Source organism: Tenacibaculum sp. AHE14PA (genome assembly GCF_019278465.1).
In the GTDB taxonomy this organism is placed as follows: domain Bacteria; phylum Bacteroidota; class Bacteroidia; order Flavobacteriales; family Flavobacteriaceae; genus Polaribacter; species Polaribacter bernardetii.
Genome location: NZ_CP058983.1, coordinates 1082880 through 1100607, shown reverse-complemented (window position 1 = coordinate 1100607; position 17728 = coordinate 1082880). Strand labels below are relative to the sequence as shown.

Here is a 17728-nt window from a genome sequence, read left to right as displayed (position 1 = left end):
ATAGTAAATATTAAAAGCTTTTCATTTATTTTTACTTAGAAATTTATAAGGATGACAATTAATTGTAAAGGAACATTAATCGATCTTACTTCTCCGAAAGTAATGGGGATTTTAAATATCACCCCAGATTCTTTTTTTGATGGTGGAAAATACAAAGACGAACATGCAATTCTTAGTCAAACTGAGAAAATGCTACAGGAAGGTGCAACCTTTATTGATGTTGGAGCGTATTCGTCAAGACCGGGAGCAAAGCATGTTTCTGAGGCAGAAGAACTGCAAAGAGTAGTGCCGGTAATAAAATTATTGGTGAAGCATTTTCCTGATATTCTTATTTCTGTAGATTCTTTTAGAAGTACTGTTGTAAAAGAATCAATTAATGCAGGAGCATCAATAATTAATGATATTTCTGGAGGTGTACAAGATGATAAAATGTTTGCAGCAGTGGCGAGTTTGCAGGTGCCTTATATAATGATGCACATGCAAGGAACTCCGCAGAGTATGCAGTTAAACCCTGTTTATGAAAATGTGGTAACGGATATAATTTCGTTTTTTGCAGCGCAGTTACGTAAACTCCGTGAACTAAAAGTAAACGATGTTATTATAGATGTAGGTTTTGGTTTTGGAAAAACAATAGAACATAATTACGAGTTACTGAAGAAACTTTCGTTATTTGAAAATTTAGAAGTGCCTATTTTAACAGGAGTTTCAAGAAAATCAATGCTTTACAAAACGCTTGATATTATACCTCAAGAAGCATTAAACGCAACTACGGTAGCCAATACAATTGCGCTCTTAAACGGAACAAATATCTTAAGAGTTCATGATGTAAAAGAGGCAGTTGAAGCAGTAAAAATCGTGAGGCAATTAGGATAAAATGATTACTTTTACTAAAACTTCAAAATAATTAATGAATTTAGATTTTATCGATTTTTCGTTTCTTGATGTACTTGACATTATTCTAGTAGCAATACTACTTTACTATATTTATAAGTTGTTAAAAGGAACAGTGGCAATTAATATTGTGATAGGAATTGCGTTGATATTTTTAATATGGAAAATAACACAAGCACTTCACATGGAAATGTTAAGTGGAATTCTTGGTTATTTACTTTCTGGTGGTGTTATTGCTTTACTTATTGTGTTTCAGCAAGAAATTAGAAAGTTTTTATTGATGATAGGAACCACTAATTTTTCAGCGAAACGAGGTTTTTTAAACCAATTGAAGTTTTTAAAAACTGAAATTAATTCAGAAACAGATGTTGAAACAATTTTAACAGCCTGTAAAAGTATGTCTAAAACACGAACAGGTGCTTTGTTGGTTATTGAAAAAACAAACAATCTTGATTTTTTAATAAATACAGGAGATAAAATGAATGCTTTGGTAAACGAAGCTATTTTAGAAAGTATTTTTTATAAAAATAGTCCGCTACATGATGGGGCAACTGTAATTCGTGATAACTTTATTATTGCTACTCGTGTAGTTTTACCTGTTTCTGGAAGTACAAAAATACCATCTCGTTTTGGGTTAAGGCACAGAGCAGCTATTGGAGTTACAGAAAAAACAGATGCTATTTGCTTGTTAGTTTCAGAAGAAACAGGAGAGATATCTTATATAAATAATGGGGAATTTGTATTTTATAAAACACAAGAAGATTTATTCTTAAGACTTCAAAAAGATTTAACTACCTAAGTAATATTTTTTTAGATTTATTTAAAAGGATGAAAAAATATAAGGATTAAATAAAAAAAGCTCGCAATTGCGAGCTTTTTAACTTTTATAAGAATCTAAAATTATTTAGCAGGAGCCATTTTAGATTGTATAGCACTCATTACTGAGTTAAATTTCTTTGTTCCTTCAGCATCTAAAGTAGCAACGATTTCTTTTCCTTTAGCAGCTAATTCAACACCTTTTTTAGCTAATTCAGTATTTTTTAATACATCTCCTTTAGCATCAATATAGTTTTGAGCATATTCAGCATAAGATTCTAAATACTCACCTACTTTAGGGTCTTTAAATTCAGGAATAGTTACTCCTTCAAAAGCAGTTTCTACAGCTTCAGTAGCTTCTTCAGCGGCAGCTTCAACTTCTTCAGCAGCTTCAGTAGCTTTTTCAGTTGCAGTATCTACAGCTTCAATAGTAGTTTCTTTAGCGTCTTTAGCCTCATTTTTACAAGAAGTTGCTAATAAAGCACCAGCAACACACATGGTTAAAATTACTTTTTTCATTGTTTTACGTTTTTTTAATTAATAGATTGATTAACGCAAATGTATTCTTTTAACAAATCTAAACAAACTTAAATGTTAAATAATTTCAGTACTAAATTGCTTTTCATAAAGATTTTTATAATAACCATTATTTTTTTGAAGTAACTGATTATGATCGCCTTGCTCAACAATTATACCTTTATCCATAACAATAATAGTATCTGCTTTTTTTATAGTTGCTAATCGGTGTGCAATAACTATAGAGGTTCTACCTTTTGTAATTTCGTCGGTAGCATGTTGAATCATTTGTTCAGAATGTGTATCTACAGATGATGTAGCTTCGTCTAAAATTAAAATACTTGGTTTGCTAACATATGCACGTAAAAAAGCGATTAATTGGCGCTGGCCAGAAGAAAGCATTCCACCACGTTCTTTCACATTGTATGCATAGTTGTTGGGTAATGTCATGATAAAATCATGAATACCAATTTGTTTGGCAGCTTTCTTTACATCATCAAGAGAAATGTCGTTGTTTTTTAAAGAAATATTATTAAAAATAGTATCAGAAAATAAAAATACATCTTGTAAAACTACAGCAACTTTTTCACGCAGTGCATTAATTTCATAATCTTCAACAAGAACATCGTCAAGGTAAATAGCGCCGCTATCTATTTCGTAAAAACGGTTTATTAAATTTATAATAGTCGATTTTCCAGCTCCTGTTGCACCAACAATGGCAATAGTCTCTCCTTTTTTAACATTAAAACTAATGCCTTTTAAAACTTCTTCGTCTTTAATGTAGCTAAAACGCACGTCTTTAAAACGGATGTTTCCTTGTAGTGATTCGGTAGTAATAGTTCCGCTTTTAGTAATAGAGCTTTCGGTATCAATCACATTAAAAACTCTTTCTCCAGCTACAATTCCCATTTGTAGTTGGTTGAATTTATCTGCAATTTGACGAAGTGGTCTAAATAGCATTTGAGACATTTTTATAAATCCAATAATTGCACCAACAGTTACCGCATTATCCTCAACAACTTGAAGTCCGCCAAACCATACAATTAGTCCGATAGCAATAGATGATAATATTTCTGCAATTGGAAAAAATATCGAATAATACCAAACCGTTTTTACATGTGCTTTTTTATGTTTTTCGTTAATACCAACAAAATTTTGATATTCAATTTTTTCACGATTAAAGAGTTGCACAATTTTCATTCCTGTTACTCTTTCTTGAACAAAACCATTAAGGTTTGCTACCTGATTACGTACATCTTGAAAAGTAGATTTTATGGCTATCTGAAAAATCTTTGTAGCATAAATTAAAACAGGTAGTGTTGCCAATGCTATGATTGCTAACTTCCAATTGGTATAAAGCATTACAATTATAACAATGATCATTTTTAAAACATCACTGATAATCATAAAAACACCTTGCGTAAAAAAATTAGCAATTGTTTCGATGTCAGACACAACTCTGGTAACCAATTTACCTACGGATGAGTTGTTGAAATAACTCATTTTAAAAGCTACTATTTTTCTGAATGTTTTAGCCCTTATATCTCTAATAATATGTTGCCCAACCCAATTGGCATTGTAAATAAAACTAAACTGAAATAATACCTGTACTAATAGCACGGCAAGCATCGCTATTGTATAATACAGTAATCTTGTTAAATCTTTATGCGCCACAAAATCATCAATAGCCGCCATTAAAATAACCGGACTCATTACAGCGAAAACAGCTAAGAGTATTGTTGATGTTGCTGCTACAATAAATCGTACACGGTAAAGTTTTGCAAAACTCATTAGTCTTACAAAAATCTTAATGTCAAATGCTTTTCCTGTTGTTTTACTCACTATATATAATTGTATTCTACTTTTGTTAAAAATAATCCTTTTGCAGGTACAGAGGTTCCTGCTTTACTTCTGTTTTTGCTTTCTATAATTTTTTTAAAATCATCAATAGTTGTTTTACCGATTCCGATATCTATTAATGTGCCTACAATTGCTCTTACCATGTTTCTTAAAAAACGGTTTGCGCTGATATGAAAAGTCAATTCGTTACCATTTAAAACCCACAAAGCGTTTGTAACATCGCAATTAAAAGTATGAACACCTGTTTTTACTTTCGAAAAACATTCGAAATCTTCATGTTCATATAAAATTGCAGCAGCCTGATTCATTAAATTAATGTTTAATTGTTGATTGTATAGTTGCCAAGCAGTGTCTAACGAAAACGGATTTCTGCCAAGCCAAATTTTATACTCATAACTTCTGCTAGTAGCATCAAAACGAACATGTGCATCATCATGCACTAATTTGGTATTGTATATTACAATATCATCGGGTAAAAGAGCATTTAATCTAAAAGCAAAGTTTTTAGCTAAAACAATATCTGTATCAAAATGAGCAAACATTTGCGATGCATGCACACCAGCATCTGTTCTACCAGCACCAGTAATAATTATGTTTTGCCTTAAAACAGTACTAATAGCATTATTTATTTTTTCTTGTACAGAAATTGCATCAGGTTGTATTTGCCAACCATGATAGTTTTTCCCTTTATACGCTAGTTCAATAAAATACCTCAAAAAACAATGAAATTTAAAAGGGCTAAATTATGAAATATTAGACTGAGTTGTTATGGCTATTTAAAGAAATATAGTCTATTTCTTTAAAATGAAGAATAGGTAGGTTGTTAATATTTAATTTGTAAACATAGGTTAACATCAAAACTTTTAATGTGTTATATGTTTATGGCTCGTTAAAATGAGATAAATACAAGTGCTCCATTAGTGCATTAATAATAGATTCATAATTATATATTATGGATCTATTTTTTATGCACTATTTATTAGTTTTGTAGTAATGAAAAAGATACTCTTACTTTCTGATACGCATAGTTATATTGATGATCAAATATTAAAGTTTGTAAAGCAAGCAGATGAGGTTTGGCATGCAGGCGATATAGGTGATTTAAATGTTACGGATACTTTAAAAAAACACAAACCTTTACGCGCTGTTTATGGTAATATTGATGATAATGATGCGAGAGCAGAATTCCCTTTAGATAGTAAATTTACTGTTGAAGGTATTACTGTTTGGATTACGCATATAGGTGGATATCCAAATGCATATAAACCGAGAGTAAGAGAAGCGTTAAAAGTTGATACACCCAAAATATTTATCAGTGGACATTCGCATATTTTAAAAGTACAATACGACCAAAAATTTAATTTACTACACTTAAATCCCGGCGCTGCAGGTAAGCATGGTTTTCATAAAGTAAGAACAATGCTCCGTTTTGAGTTAAATTTTGGTGAAATTACAAATATGGAGGTTATAGAGTTAGCTAACCGATGAAAATTGAAATGGTTTTTGTTGCTGGATAGGGATGATTATAGAAACTTTAGTTCCTTTGTTATCTTCTGAATTAATAGTGAATTTACCGTTCATCATTTCAATTCTAGCTTCTATTTGGTTTAATCCGATGCCATTATTTTTAAAAGAAGAAGATGAGGTTGAAAATCCAACCCCATCATCGTTAACAAGAACAGTTAGTTGATTCTTCTCTTGTTTTATAATTATTTGAGCATAATTAGCTTTACTATGTTTTAGAATATTATTAGCAAGCTCTTGAATAATATTAAACACTTTTATTTCAAATTCTTGATTATACCTATTGATGTTTAGGGCGCTAACTTTAAATTTTAATTCGCTGTTAGAGAATTTCTTAGCAACATCTTTTAAAGCATACTCTAGCCCGAATTTTAGTAATATAGAAGATACAAGGTTGTGTGATAAATCTCTTACTTTTTGCGAAGCCTCTAATATTATAGCTTGTGTTTTTTCTATCTCTAAAGGAGTAACTCCTTTAAATTGTTTTTTTGTGGCGCTTAAATGCATGTTTGCAGACGATAGTAATGCGCTAACGTTATCATGTAACGTTTCCGCTATTTGTTTTCGTTCAGATTCTTTACCGTCTATTGTAGCATTTAATATTTTTGTTTGAGCATCTGATTTTATTTTTTCGATACTCTGCTGTTGTTTTAAGCTGTTTTCAGATAGTTTTAATTGCAAGTTGTCTTTACGTAACTTATAGTTATAAACCAATCCACCAGAAATAACAATCACCAATAAACTTAAGGCGCCAAAGAGTAAGGTGGTTTTGTCGTCTTTAGCTTTTATTAATTCAGTTTGGTTTTTAACTAAATTATTTTTTTCTTTTTCAAGATCAATTATTTGTTTAGAATGAATTTTTTCAATCATTTTTCTAACTTCACTATCTCTAAGGTTGTCTTTTAAGTCATATGCTTTTTCTTGATACTCGTATGCTTTGTAGTCTTTAAGTAAGTACAGAGTCCAAGCTAAATTATAAAAAAGCTCTTCTTTAAATTTTGTAGCATTAATAGAGTTTGTTTGGTTCACTAACTCTAATCCCTGAAAATAAATTTTTTTTGCTTCTTCATAGTTCTCTTCAATTAAATAGATGCTAGCTAGGTTGTTAAGAGCAGAAGCTTGAAAAGGTTTGTTATTTGTGTTTTCATGAATTTTAATAGCTTTTTTTAAATTTTTTTTAGCCTCTTCAAGTTTTTTTGAGTTAATTAAAATAACAGATAAATTAACATAAGCTTTTGCTTTAATCGATTCAATATTTTGATTTAATGCGTTAATAGCTATTATTTCACGATAATATTTTTCAGCATTGGCATTATCATTGAGATATGAATAATTGCTTCCAATACCTAATAAGGTTTTTGCAAGTTTTTCATCATTATTTGTAAAGTTGTAATCAATATTTTTTTTATCATTAATTAAGCGTAAACAGTCTTTATAGTAGTTGATGGCTTTTTTGTAATTTTTTGTTTTTTCGAATATTTTTGCAACTAAAAAAGTAGATGAAAATTGAATTTCTATATCGTTTTTGTCTTTTCCGAGTTGTATTAATTGCAATGATTTTTCAAGAGCCTTAGTATATTCTTCCTGTTCGTATAATAATTTATATAAATTATGTTTTTTATATAATAAAGAATCTTTTATTTGTAGAAACTCTTTTTCGCTAGAAAAAGAATTTACTTTGCTTTTTCTAGTGAAAGAGTAGTTTATTATTGTAAATAATAATATCGTTATTATAATATTTTTAAAAGAGGTGATTTTCATTTAATTTATAGGAAATCATTTCCTTGTATAGATAATCTTGGTTTTTTCTTGCTCGTAGGTTCTTCAGATCTCCCTTCATATTTATGATTAACAAAATCTAATTTAATTAAATTAGTTGTATTCATCTCTAATTGTCTTGAGAACTCCTGTTGTTTTGCTTTTCCGGTAGCTAAATGTACTTCGTAAGTTTCTATTTCTTCATTATAAACGAATTCTGTAGTAACGTTATTATTAACTGTAAAGTTAAGTGTAAATGTGCCATCTTCATTTTTAGCAATACTATATGAACTTAAAAATTCGGTAACACTACCTTTATGAAACTTAATATCTTCATCTTCAATAGATATTTGCATACGTTTCCCTTTGTTAGCATCTAAAAAACCTATTTTTAATTGGTCTTCCTCAATATTAAAGTCATTGCTGTGTTTAATAGCTGTCTTGTGGTTTGCTTCAGATAAGATGATGTCATTAGAATTTTCAGTGTTTTTAACGGTAGTTACATCTGTGTTTTCTGCAGTGTTGAAGTCTATAGAATAAGCACCGTTAGCATCTCTTTTTAACGTGTATGATTGTAATAAATTTTCAGGATTTGTATCTATAACTTCGTCTTGGTTAGATGAACATGAAGCAAATATTAGACTAAATACTAATAAAAAAGGAGTAAAATTTTTCATGATTTTTAGTTTTAAATTATTTTAAAAGATTAAAAAAATAGCGATGCAATTAAAATATGTGAATTCCAATTGGCATTTAATTTTAGGGGTAAAAGAGAACAAGATAAAAGGTTTTCTATTTTATGCTACTACTAACACTTACATCGCTATAAATTATTATTACTATTATATTTTTTTATTTAGTAGTTATTAGCGATGTACTATTGATAAAGTATAGATTTCGGGGGACATTTTCTTTATTACGGGGGATAAAAGAAAACATTTTGAAGGGTTTCTATACTATATCGTTTCTTACAGCGTACATCGCTAAACCTACTACGTTTTTTACTTTTAATTTTTTATATAAACTTCTACGGTATGTTTCAACAGTTTTAATACTAACCAATAGATGCTCTGCTATTTCAGTAGAGTTTTTTTCTTCAGCTATTAGCTTTAAAACTTCAACTTCTCTTTCTGTTAAGTTACCATACCTTAATCCTTCTTCTTTTATCTTAGCTTCTGTTACATATAGCTCTAATAAGCTACTTTTTACGTCGTCACTAAAATATTGTTCACCATTGTAAACACTTCTTACAGCATTAATAATATGGTCACTAGCACAGGTTTTGTCTATAAAGCCGTTTGCTCCTAATCTTATTATTTCTTGCACTAGTTTTGGGTCGCTTAAACTAGATAGTATCACTGTTTTAATTTTTTTTCTACGCTGTTTAAAGGCTTTTAAAACTTCAATACCATCCATTTCTGGCATGTTAATATCTAAAACTAACACATCAGCTTTGTTTTTAGCAGACCAGTCTACTACTTGTTTTCCTGTTAAAGAGTATCCTTCTATTTCAAAGTCCTCCTCAGTATTTAATAAGGCGATAACTCCATCTATTAAGATTTTGTGGTCATCGGCTATGTGAACTTTAATCTTCTGATTCATCGTTGTTACGTTTACAAATCTATAATATAAAAATAGTGTGTACAATACCCAATAACCCTATTTGTCATCTAAGGGTTAACCCTAACGAAATAGGGTTAACCCTATTTTTGTTAACATTTCTTTAACATTTGGAATGTGGTTTGAGTGATATCGATACGTGACAAAAATAGAAAACCGAGATATAAATCTCGGTTTTTTCGCACTAAATATACTAAGATGTTAGGTTTATCGTAATCTATCGACAGATTTTACAAGATCTTCATCCTTCTTAATGGCTTTATTTGCTAAAACTAACAGCAAAATAACAATGACAGGAAAAAACATCCCAATACCTTTCTCAGAAACTAAAGCTTCTCCAGATAATGTTTGTGACAGATATATCAATATGCCTAATAAAAAAAGGTTTATCAATATGTTTAAACGCCCTAAAACAAATTGCAACTGACGGTTTTTAAATAAAAACAAGGTTACAAATGATAATAAAGCTGAAGCAAAAAATAATATAGGAGCTGTTTTTTCTAAAACAGAAACTCCTGAAAATAGATCGACTATATATATAGGTAGGTTAGTTTGAGAATTAGTCCAAAGACTAAAGATAAACGTTAAACCTGCAGAAATAATTCCTGCAATTAATAAATAGATAGATTGTTTTCTTTGTATCATATTTTTTATTCGATAGCAAATGTAATATTTCTTTTTAGAAAAAGAAATATTACAAGTTAAAATATTTGTATATATTTGTCACGTAAGTAACTGCACACGTCGATAATTATGTAGCCCCTATATAATTACAATCAAATTAAAACTTAAATACAACTATATCTTTTTTTCATAAAGGATTATATATAACTTAATTATTTTACGAATGTTCGAGATTTCGGAATTAAAAACTAAAAAACTAATAGATTTACAAACAATAGCAAAAACTATAGGTTTAACAAAAGTAAGTCAGTTAAAAAAGTTAGATTTAGTTTATAAAATTTTAGATGCACAAGCTGAAACTAGTGCAAATGAAGCTAAACCTGTAGAGGAAAAGCCTAAAAGAAGAAGAATAGAAAAATCTGAAGAAACCCAAAAACAGCCAAAAGAAAAAGTTGTTAAAAAGGTAGCTGTTAAAGCGGAAAAAAAAGAAACTCCAGTTGTTAATAAGGTTGAAGCGGTTAAAGATAAAGTCTCAGAAGAAAAAGAAGTTGTTGAGGTTAAAAAACCAGCTCCAAGACCAAGGCCAAGACCAAGAGCAGAGGTAGAAGCAAAGAAAAAAGCTTTAAGTTCAGAGCAGCAAGCAGAACCTAAAAAACAAACAGAGACAAAAAAACAAGCTACACCGACACCAAGGCCAAGAGCACAGGTAGAGGCAAGCAAGAAGTCGCAACATAAAAATCAGAATGCTAAAAAATCACATAACAAAAGTGGTAATAAGTATAGAGATCCTGATTTTGAGTTTGACGGTATTATAGAAAGTGAAGGTGTGTTAGAGATGATGCCAGATGGTTATGGATTCTTACGCTCGTCAGATTATAACTACTTATCATCACCTGATGATATTTATGTTTCGCAATCACAAATAAAATTATTCGGATTAAAAACCGGAGATACTGTTTTAGGTAATGTACGTCCACCAAAAGAAGGTGAAAAGTATTTTCCTTTAATTAGAGTATCAAAAATAAATGGATTAAATCCTAATATTGTTCGTGATCGTGTATCTTTTGAACACTTAACTCCGTTATTTTCTGAAGAGAAATTCAACTTAGCAGAAAGAGGAAGTTCATTATCTACAAGAATTATCGATATATTTTCTCCAATAGGTAAAGGGCAGCGTGGTATGATTGTATCACAGCCAAAAACTGGTAAAACAATGTTATTAAAGGATGTTGCCAATGCAATTGCAGCAAATCACCCTGAAGTATATCAAATTGTTTTATTAATTGATGAAAGACCAGAAGAGGTTACAGATATGAAACGTAATGTGCGTGGAGAAGTAGTTGCATCTACTTTTGATGAACCTGCAGATAAGCATGTTCGTGTTGCAAATATCGTTTTAGAAAAAGCAAAACGTTTGGTAGAATGTGGACACGATGTGGTAATTTTATTAGATTCAATTACGCGTTTAGCAAGAGCTTATAATACTGTTGCGCCTGCTTCAGGTAAAATATTATCTGGAGGTATAGATGCTAATGCATTGCACAAACCAAAGCGCTTCTTTGGTGCGGCTCGTAATATTGAAAACGGTGGTTCGTTAACGATTATTGCTACAGCACTTACCGAAACTGGTTCGAAAATGGATGAGGTTATCTTTGAGGAATTTAAAGGTACTGGTAACATGGAATTACAGTTAGATCGTAATATTTCTAATCGTAGAATTTATCCGGCTATTGATTTAATTAAATCAAGTACGCGTCGTGATGATTTATTATTAGATGAGAAAACTGTTCAGCGTATGTGGGTGTTGCGTAAATATTTAGCAGATATGAATCCTGTTGAAGCAATGACATTTATTAATGACAGAATTAGAGTTTCTAAAAATAATGAAGAGTTTTTAATTTCTATGAACGGATAGTTCACTGAAATATAATTTATAAAAAATCCCGCTGCAAAGCGGGGTTTTTTTATTTAGGAACAATAATTTGATGTAAAGGAATATCAAATTTATGAGTATCTTCTATTTTTTGTGTTGGAGGGAAAAAATTAAGACCAATCGTTTTGGTATCTTTTCTGCAAGCGACTAGAAATCGATCATAAAATCCTTTTCCGTAGCCAACTCGGTAGTTTTGTTTATCAGAAATTAGCATGGGCACAAATACTAAGTCGATTTTTGTTACCTTAACTTCTTCTGCATTTATAGGTTCTGGAACTCCAAATTTATTTACAGCAATTTTGGTGTCTTCTTTTAGATAAAAATGAGAAAGTGAATCGTCAGTAAAATTACATTGACTCACAATAATTTTTTTATCCTTTTTCCTGAAGAAATCAATAATTGGTTGTGTATCAATTTCATTGAACTTCCGCATCGATAAAAACAAGTGAACATTATTGATATCGTTAAAATCTATATCGAATATTTGTTGATATATGCTTTCTTGAAACTTTGTTTTTTCAACCTCAGTTAAGTTTTTTCTCTTCTGTTTGTATAATTTTCTAAGATCTGATTTTAGCATTTTCACATCGCTTTTAATTCTTCTTGCAGTTTTCTTGTTAAACCTTTTACAATTAAATCATAAGAATGATCTATTAATTGAAAAGCAAAATCGTCAGAAACATCGTTATTTAAAGTAACAGTATTCCAATGTTTTTTATTCATGTGCCAACCAGGGTTTATACTTTCATATTCACCTCGAAGTTCTAAAGATTTATCAGGGTCGCACTTTAAATTTACCTTAGTTTCTCCTTTTTCCCAACTATCCAACCCAGTTAAAGCAAACATTTTATTCATTACTTTAAAAACGAGTGTAACCTCATCAAAAGGAAAATGCTCTGTAACCCCTTTTTTAGTAATACAATAATCTCTTAGCTGTTCTATATGCATTATTTTGATATTTTTTTAGTAGATTCAGGTATTTCTAGCGTAGAGAAATCTAGCTTCCATCCAATTGTTTCTACAAGGTTTTGCATTAAAGAGATAGCCTCTAAAGCTTCTTTGTTTGCAGTTTGCATTAAGTTGCTTTCTGGTATTTTTTGTAAAATATGCTCTTTAGCTTCTTTGTTTACTGTTGTTAAATCATCTGAACTAAACTTGTTTAATAATCCGTTTTGAATGTCGTAAAAACGCAGGTTAGGTTCAACCGAAAAAACTTCTGGCTCCGGAAATTCTGATAAGATTAATATTTTTTTCTTGGTATCGGTATGCATTTTAATTTTTCTAAAATCAAAACCAATATGCACTTTCGCATTAATTAAAATAATAGCTTTTTTCTTACTAGTAAACAAACCTAAAAACTTTTCTTTAGAGTTTTCATGATGATAAATTTCAGCGAATTCTCCTTCGATAGTGATTAACTTAGATACCTTTTTAATTTTATCAAGTAAGATAACAGATTGCTTCTCAGTTAAACTTTTTTTAGTTACTGATGAAAATTTTTGAAAAATAAAATAAGCGCCAATTGCTCCGCCTATTAAGCCTAAAAAAAGTAATTCCATAAATACGAATTTACGTAAAATATGGTGGAGAATAAAAAGGCTTAAGAAAAATCTTAAGCCTTTTATTGAGGGAATAGCAACGTTTTTTTAGATTAATAGATACCTATATAAAATGAATCTGCTCCATTATCAAGTTCGGCACCTTTTGTATAGCCATCAGGTGAAGTACTTTTAGGATCGAAACTATATATGTTCCCTTTTTCACCAAGAGGAGCAATAGCCATATGAAATTTACCATCTTTACCTAAAACACCAGATTGATAATACCACATCCATAAGTTGCTAGGTACATTTAGTTTTACAGCAGTATTGTTATATAAATCAATTCTTGTAACTCCCCAAGGTGTTGTTTTATCGCTGCCACTTCCTATCGAAGCATCATAATAGGGTGCATAAGCAATACCGTTACCAACATAATACCATCCGTTAGCACCAACTTGTGTCATTCCTAATGCAGTAGATAAGTCTAATTGATATGTGTCATCATAGTTTCCGTTTTTAATACGAACTAATTTTGCAGGGTTAGAAGTTAAATGATAAATATCTCCTTTTTCATCTACATGATATACAGGAGCTCTGTAGCCATAAGTAGATCCTTTAGCAACTTCAGATTCTAGTAATACAGGGTTTTTTAAAGAAGGATAATCTACAACTAATGTAGTAGCTTTGTATTCATCGGTTCTAATATTTTCATCAGTATTTGGATCATAACCTCTTTTGGCTACACCGTAATAAGCTTTTCCGTTTTGAATTGTTGGATTGTCAATTCTCCAAATATGTAAACCATCTGCTGTTTGTGGTATTGCTACCTCTTCTTTTTCAGCTAAAGATAAATCTGCAAGTTCAATTCTCTGTAAAATTGCTTTCGCGTCTGTATGTGTGTATACGTCATCTTTATATATTTTTTCGGTATTAATAGCATGTACTAGTGCATCATCTTCGTTAAGAACTTTCCATCGAGGGTAAGCGGTTCCCATTGCTACTTGAACACTTGTTTCTTCTAGCTGAGTGTAATTTGAAGCTCCGTTTATTTCATATTTATAAAGTATACCACCACCATAACTAAGGTTGTATAAAAATTTACCAGAAGGAGTACCGTAAATTCTTGCCGTACGTACCGATGGAACCTCAAAACCTTTACCTTTAAAAGAAATAGAGCCTTCTTTTAATTCAGGAAAAGCCTGAACGAAAGTAGCAGAGTTACCCGTAGATCCTACTCCAAAAGCTACGTTGTAAAATTCTTGAGTACCTGTAGGTGTTTTATCTTCGATAGTATCATTTGATTCGCAACTTATAAACAAGGTACTTGCAAAGGCAGTTGTTAATAGCAATGATTTGCTTATTGATATTAAATTTGTTTTCATAATTGTAATTTATATTTAGATTTAAAATTTGATTAAAATAGTGGTCTATACGTAAGTTTTAAATAAAATGACCTGCCTGGTTTTTGCATAGCCCAATTATCAAAAACTTGCTTGTCGGTGATGTTTTTAGCATTAAAACTTAAGGATGTTTTGTTGTTAGGAGCTGTGTAAGAAATACCTAAATCATGAAGTGTTTGTGTTGGTATGTAGGCTTTTCCTTTGCTAGCTAAGCTTTCCCAGTTTCTGTAGAATTGATGTGTATATCCGAAATTGTAATTAATAGATAGTTTTGAGTTTTTCTTTATAAAGTCATTGAATTTGTATTCTACATAAGTATTTGCAGTTAAATACGGAGCATTTCTTAATCGGTCTTTATAATAAATATATTCTGATCCAAATTCATCATATCTTAAGTTATAACGGGCATTAAAATTAGAAAAATTAGAAGTGATAAATAAGCGATTGTTATAGTTGTACTTTAATTCAAGATCATAACCAGTACTTTTTACTTTACCTAAATTTTCAAAGCCATAGGTGTCTGAAATACTTCCGCTAATTCCTCTTGTAATCAGGTTTTTTATATCTCTTATAAAGAAATTAGTTTCAATATTAAAATGATGTTTTTTTGTAGTGTAAGTTCCTAAAAGAAACCCTAGGTTAAAATTCGTACTTGTTTCTGGTAAAAGAGTATAAGTTGGTTGGATGTTATCACTAGTATTTCCTAATAATTCTGAAATACCAGGCATTCGCAATGCTTTTTCGGCAGAAGTTAATAGGGTTATTTTAGGGGTTATAGCAAACGAAATAGCTGCTCCGTAACCATTGTGACTAATGTCTTTTTTATAAGTAGTAGCAACAATTTCTTGTCCTGCCTTTTTAGGGTCAGATAGTTTTACATCTTGTTTGTACTGTTTATAGAAGAGGTTTGTTTTTAGCTTTTTTGTAAAAAAATTACTTTCATAAGAGTAGCTAATTATTTGCTTGGTAAGATATCTTGTATCTGTTAAATCTCTTTCTGCTTGTGGACGTAGTGGATCGTCAATATCTCTTGTAAATCTGTTATAAAAGTAATGTAGCCCTATTTTATGCTGAGGATGTAGTTGGTAGTAAAGCCCTGTTCTATTGGCTATATTAATTTCTTTGTTTTCAGCTAATGTAGCATCACCTGCTTCTCCGCCATTACTTTGCCAATTAACAGGATCGCCATTATTATCTCTTATGATTTTTCCTAGCCAACTATACATATAAGGAACGGTGTCAATTACAGTACGGTTTGTATGAGAAAAAGAGGTAAAGGTGTTAAGAGATAAACCATCGATTACGATATCCTTTTTTCGGTACTTAAAAGATAGCATCTTACTAGTACGTTTGCTTTTTCTATTGCCATATACAATATCCATAACAGGACCTGTTTGTATATCATTTTCCATGTCAGATATTATTAAACCTAAAGTAATTTCATCGGCCCATTTTATTGAAGTATATCCAATGTTTGTTTTTATTCCTTTAGATTTATATTTGTCATGAAAACGTTCTGCTCTCACGTATTTTATTTTCCCTGTATTTGGGTTTATAACATAAACATTATCGCCCCAAACCTCATAATTATTATCTGTACTATTTAAAAAAGTTGAAACATCTATATTGAAGTTTGTTATAGGGTTTCTGTAGCCACCATCAATATTAACTTGATGTGTATTAAAAGATCCATATGAATATGATGCACTAAGATGTGTATCAATACTTTTTTTAAGAATAATATTAATACCGCCACCCAAAGCATCCTCTGTTAACTCGGCAGGCAAAACACCTTTGTAGGTTTCAATGCGTTCTATCATTGCGGGAGGAATACTTGACAAAGAAAAAGACTCCCCGTAATTTCGAATCGGAATTCCATCAATAAAAACCCTAACAGAATTACCGCTTAAACCATTAAGATTAAAATGTGTGTGAGAACCAAGTCCTCCACTTTGTCTTATTTTAACGCCTGCTGTTCTACCTAAAATTTCGGTTGATTGTAGGTTTTGAATAGCTAACTTTTGAGTGTTCGCTATAGCAACCGAAAACCCTTTTTCTTTAATAACTTTCCCTTTAGACTTACTAGTTATAGTAACATTATCTAACGTGGTGCTTTCGTTGTTTTCTAAAACAATAGTTAAATGATCTGATTTTTTAGTTAAATCTACCTCTACTGTAATTCCATTTGTTTCGTAGGCTTTAATAAAAACAGTGTATTTTCCGGCAGGAATATCAGAGAAAATAAAATTTCCGTTCTCATCTGTATAGGTGTTTTTACTTATTTGTTTAATATAAACCAAAGCTAGTTCAGCCGGTGCACCATTTTTATAGACTACTTTACCGGTTAAGCTTTTTAACGAAGCTTCTTTTGGTGTTTTACTGTAACAGTTAAAACTTATTAGAAGTGATATTGATAATAAATATAAAGCGTTCAAAATTTATTTAGATTAGATTTAAATAGCGAGGCAAATATAATTATTGTTTTTATTTAGATTGGTTAAAAATTAAATATTTTTAATTTATTTTGAAATAGCTAGTTCATAGGTCTGATAAAAAAATAATGTGTTTTATAACAGGTCAATAGCAGTGTAAATCAGATTGAAGTATTTAGTTTTTTCAGCAATGAAAAGAAGGTAAGCTTTGAGAAATAACAGAAAAAACAATATTGTAGTTCTTTTTAAGGCAGAAAACGTCTAGGATTTATAAAATAACGTAGATTAATTTGTTGAAGGAGAGTGGGGGGTAAAACAAAAAAGACTTAAGAAAAATCTTAAGTCTTTTAGTCGGGGTGGCAGGATTATAACTGCTTCCCGTTTATGTTTAATAATCAATAAGTTATGTAATTTTCAAATTACGTGGTAACCGAATGGGTAACTTTATTGATAAGAACTTTCGCTTTGTATTAGTTTACACTTGAGCGATGCAAATATAGCAACCTCAACTTAACAATACAACATAAATTTACGCAAATTTTATGAAAAATAAAAGTAGATTGTAACTAATTAATATACTGATTAATAACTTCTATTTCTATACCTGAATACTCCGAGAATTCACGTATAGTAACAAATTGATGAGGTTCTTTGTCTTGTAATTTTCGGATAGTTTGAAGTAATTTACGCCCATATCGCTCGCTCCTACCTGTTATAAGTTGGATATCTTTTGCATATATACATATTCGTTTGCGATTCATAAGGCTTTATCTAGGGCTTATCTATGCTTTTTCATACAAATATAAAGCCATC

16 protein-coding genes are annotated in these 17728 nt (G+C 30.5%); 4 read left to right on the top strand and 12 right to left on the bottom strand.

The features are described 5' to 3' along the window. Positions 1-51: 51 nt before the first annotated feature. Positions 52-873: a dihydropteroate synthase gene (gene folP / locus H0I30_RS04995; RefSeq protein ID WP_218773204.1), complete on the top strand. Its 822-nt coding sequence runs from the start codon at positions 52-54 to the stop codon at positions 871-873. Between the two features lie 34 nt (positions 874-907). Beyond that, positions 908-1690: a diadenylate cyclase CdaA gene (gene cdaA, locus H0I30_RS04990; RefSeq protein ID WP_218773203.1), complete on the top strand. Its 783-nt coding sequence runs from the start codon at positions 908-910 to the stop codon at positions 1688-1690. Positions 1691-1791: 101 nt separating this feature from the next. Here the strand turns inward: cdaA and H0I30_RS04985 are convergent, their stop codons facing one another. The 3 genes from H0I30_RS04985 to truA form a co-directional block, all read right to left on the bottom strand. Next, the gene (locus H0I30_RS04985) at positions 1792-2226 is read right to left on the bottom strand and encodes a hypothetical protein (protein WP_218773202.1); all 435 of its coding nucleotides are present in this window, start codon (positions 2224-2226) and stop codon (positions 1792-1794) included. A 75-nt stretch (positions 2227-2301) separates the two neighbouring features. Continuing rightward, positions 2302-4065: an ABC transporter ATP-binding protein gene (locus H0I30_RS04980; protein ID WP_218773201.1), complete on the bottom strand. Its 1764-nt coding sequence runs from the start codon at positions 4063-4065 to the stop codon at positions 2302-2304. Then, positions 4065-4799, bottom strand: a complete 735-nt coding sequence (gene truA, locus H0I30_RS04975) for a tRNA pseudouridine(38-40) synthase TruA (RefSeq protein WP_218773200.1) — start codon at positions 4797-4799, stop codon at positions 4065-4067. Before truA ends, H0I30_RS04980 begins: the two co-directional genes overlap by 1 nt. Positions 4800-5076: 277 nt before the next feature. On the opposite strand from truA, the gene H0I30_RS04970 reads away from it, so the two are divergent. After that, positions 5077-5571: a metallophosphoesterase gene (locus H0I30_RS04970; RefSeq protein ID WP_218773199.1), complete on the top strand. Its 495-nt coding sequence runs from the start codon at positions 5077-5079 to the stop codon at positions 5569-5571. On the opposite strand, the gene H0I30_RS04965 is transcribed toward H0I30_RS04970, so the two are convergent. The 4 genes from H0I30_RS04965 to H0I30_RS04950 all read right to left on the bottom strand — a co-directional run bounded on the left by H0I30_RS04965 (position 5557) and on the right by H0I30_RS04950 (position 9630). Continuing rightward, positions 5557-7368, bottom strand: a complete 1812-nt coding sequence (locus tag H0I30_RS04965) for a tetratricopeptide repeat protein (protein WP_218773198.1) — start codon at positions 7366-7368, stop codon at positions 5557-5559. The genes H0I30_RS04970 and H0I30_RS04965 overlap by 15 nt on opposite strands. A gap of 5 nt (positions 7369-7373) precedes the next feature. Continuing rightward, positions 7374-8042 carry a hypothetical protein gene (locus H0I30_RS04960; RefSeq protein WP_218773197.1) on the bottom strand — a complete coding sequence of 223 codons (669 nt, stop codon included), beginning with the start codon at positions 8040-8042 and terminating at the stop codon, positions 7374-7376. A gap of 274 nt (positions 8043-8316) precedes the next feature. Further along, a complete protein-coding gene (locus H0I30_RS04955) occupies positions 8317-8967 on the bottom strand; it encodes a response regulator transcription factor (protein WP_218773196.1) in 651 nt (216 codons plus the stop codon). Between the two features lie 225 nt (positions 8968-9192). Beyond that, on the bottom strand, positions 9193-9630 hold the full coding sequence (locus H0I30_RS04950; RefSeq protein WP_218773195.1) for a DUF4293 domain-containing protein: 438 nt from the start codon (positions 9628-9630) through the stop codon (positions 9193-9195). Positions 9631-9832: 202 nt separating this feature from the next. On the opposite strand from H0I30_RS04950, the gene rho reads away from it, so the two are divergent. Further along, positions 9833-11524, top strand: a complete 1692-nt coding sequence (gene rho, locus H0I30_RS04945) for a transcription termination factor Rho (RefSeq protein ID WP_218773194.1) — start codon at positions 9833-9835, stop codon at positions 11522-11524. Positions 11525-11573: 49 nt separating this feature from the next. Here rho and H0I30_RS04940 read toward each other — a convergent pair whose 3' ends face one another. The 5 genes from H0I30_RS04940 to H0I30_RS04920 form a co-directional block, all read right to left on the bottom strand. Then, positions 11574-12122, bottom strand: a complete 549-nt coding sequence (locus tag H0I30_RS04940) for a 5-formyltetrahydrofolate cyclo-ligase (protein ID WP_218773193.1) — start codon at positions 12120-12122, stop codon at positions 11574-11576. A gap of 2 nt (positions 12123-12124) precedes the next feature. Continuing rightward, positions 12125-12490, bottom strand: coding sequence for an MmcQ/YjbR family DNA-binding protein (locus H0I30_RS04935; RefSeq protein WP_218773192.1), 366 nt, complete (start codon positions 12488-12490; stop codon positions 12125-12127). Further along, a complete protein-coding gene (locus H0I30_RS04930) occupies positions 12490-13101 on the bottom strand; it encodes a DUF4230 domain-containing protein (RefSeq protein ID WP_218773191.1) in 612 nt (203 codons plus the stop codon). The genes H0I30_RS04935 and H0I30_RS04930 overlap by 1 nt, the downstream gene beginning before the upstream one ends. A gap of 92 nt (positions 13102-13193) precedes the next feature. Beyond that, the gene (locus H0I30_RS04925) at positions 13194-14465 is read right to left on the bottom strand and encodes a hypothetical protein (protein ID WP_218773190.1); all 1272 of its coding nucleotides are present in this window, start codon (positions 14463-14465) and stop codon (positions 13194-13196) included. A gap of 32 nt (positions 14466-14497) precedes the next feature. Continuing rightward, positions 14498-16918 carry a TonB-dependent receptor plug domain-containing protein gene (locus tag H0I30_RS04920; protein ID WP_255554305.1) on the bottom strand — a complete coding sequence of 807 codons (2421 nt, stop codon included), beginning with the start codon at positions 16916-16918 and terminating at the stop codon, positions 14498-14500. Between the last annotated feature and the right edge of the window lie 810 nt (positions 16919-17728).

What these genes read in the sequence shown, in the direction of transcription:
- folP (WP_218773204.1), top strand. Translation starts at nt 52, where the DNA reads ATGACAATTAATTGTAAAGGAACATTAATCGATCTTACTTCTCCGAAA.
- cdaA (WP_218773203.1), top strand. Translation starts at nt 908, where the DNA reads ATGAATTTAGATTTTATCGATTTTTCGTTTCTTGATGTACTTGACATT.
- H0I30_RS04985 (WP_218773202.1), bottom strand. Translation starts at nt 2,226, where the DNA reads ATGAAAAAAGTAATTTTAACCATGTGTGTTGCTGGTGCTTTATTAGCA.
- H0I30_RS04970 (WP_218773199.1), top strand. Translation starts at nt 5,077, where the DNA reads ATGAAAAAGATACTCTTACTTTCTGATACGCATAGTTATATTGATGAT.
- H0I30_RS04965 (WP_218773198.1), bottom strand. Translation starts at nt 7,368, where the DNA reads ATGAAAATCACCTCTTTTAAAAATATTATAATAACGATATTATTATTT.
- H0I30_RS04960 (WP_218773197.1), bottom strand. Translation starts at nt 8,042, where the DNA reads ATGAAAAATTTTACTCCTTTTTTATTAGTATTTAGTCTAATATTTGCT.
- H0I30_RS04955 (WP_218773196.1), bottom strand. Translation starts at nt 8,967, where the DNA reads ATGAATCAGAAGATTAAAGTTCACATAGCCGATGACCACAAAATCTTA.
- H0I30_RS04950 (WP_218773195.1), bottom strand. Translation starts at nt 9,630, where the DNA reads ATGATACAAAGAAAACAATCTATCTATTTATTAATTGCAGGAATTATT.
- rho (WP_218773194.1), top strand. Translation starts at nt 9,833, where the DNA reads ATGTTCGAGATTTCGGAATTAAAAACTAAAAAACTAATAGATTTACAA.
- H0I30_RS04940 (WP_218773193.1), bottom strand. Translation starts at nt 12,122, where the DNA reads ATGCTAAAATCAGATCTTAGAAAATTATACAAACAGAAGAGAAAAAAC.
- H0I30_RS04935 (WP_218773192.1), bottom strand. Translation starts at nt 12,490, where the DNA reads ATGCATATAGAACAGCTAAGAGATTATTGTATTACTAAAAAAGGGGTT.
- H0I30_RS04930 (WP_218773191.1), bottom strand. Translation starts at nt 13,101, where the DNA reads ATGGAATTACTTTTTTTAGGCTTAATAGGCGGAGCAATTGGCGCTTAT.
- H0I30_RS04925 (WP_218773190.1), bottom strand. Translation starts at nt 14,465, where the DNA reads ATGAAAACAAATTTAATATCAATAAGCAAATCATTGCTATTAACAACT.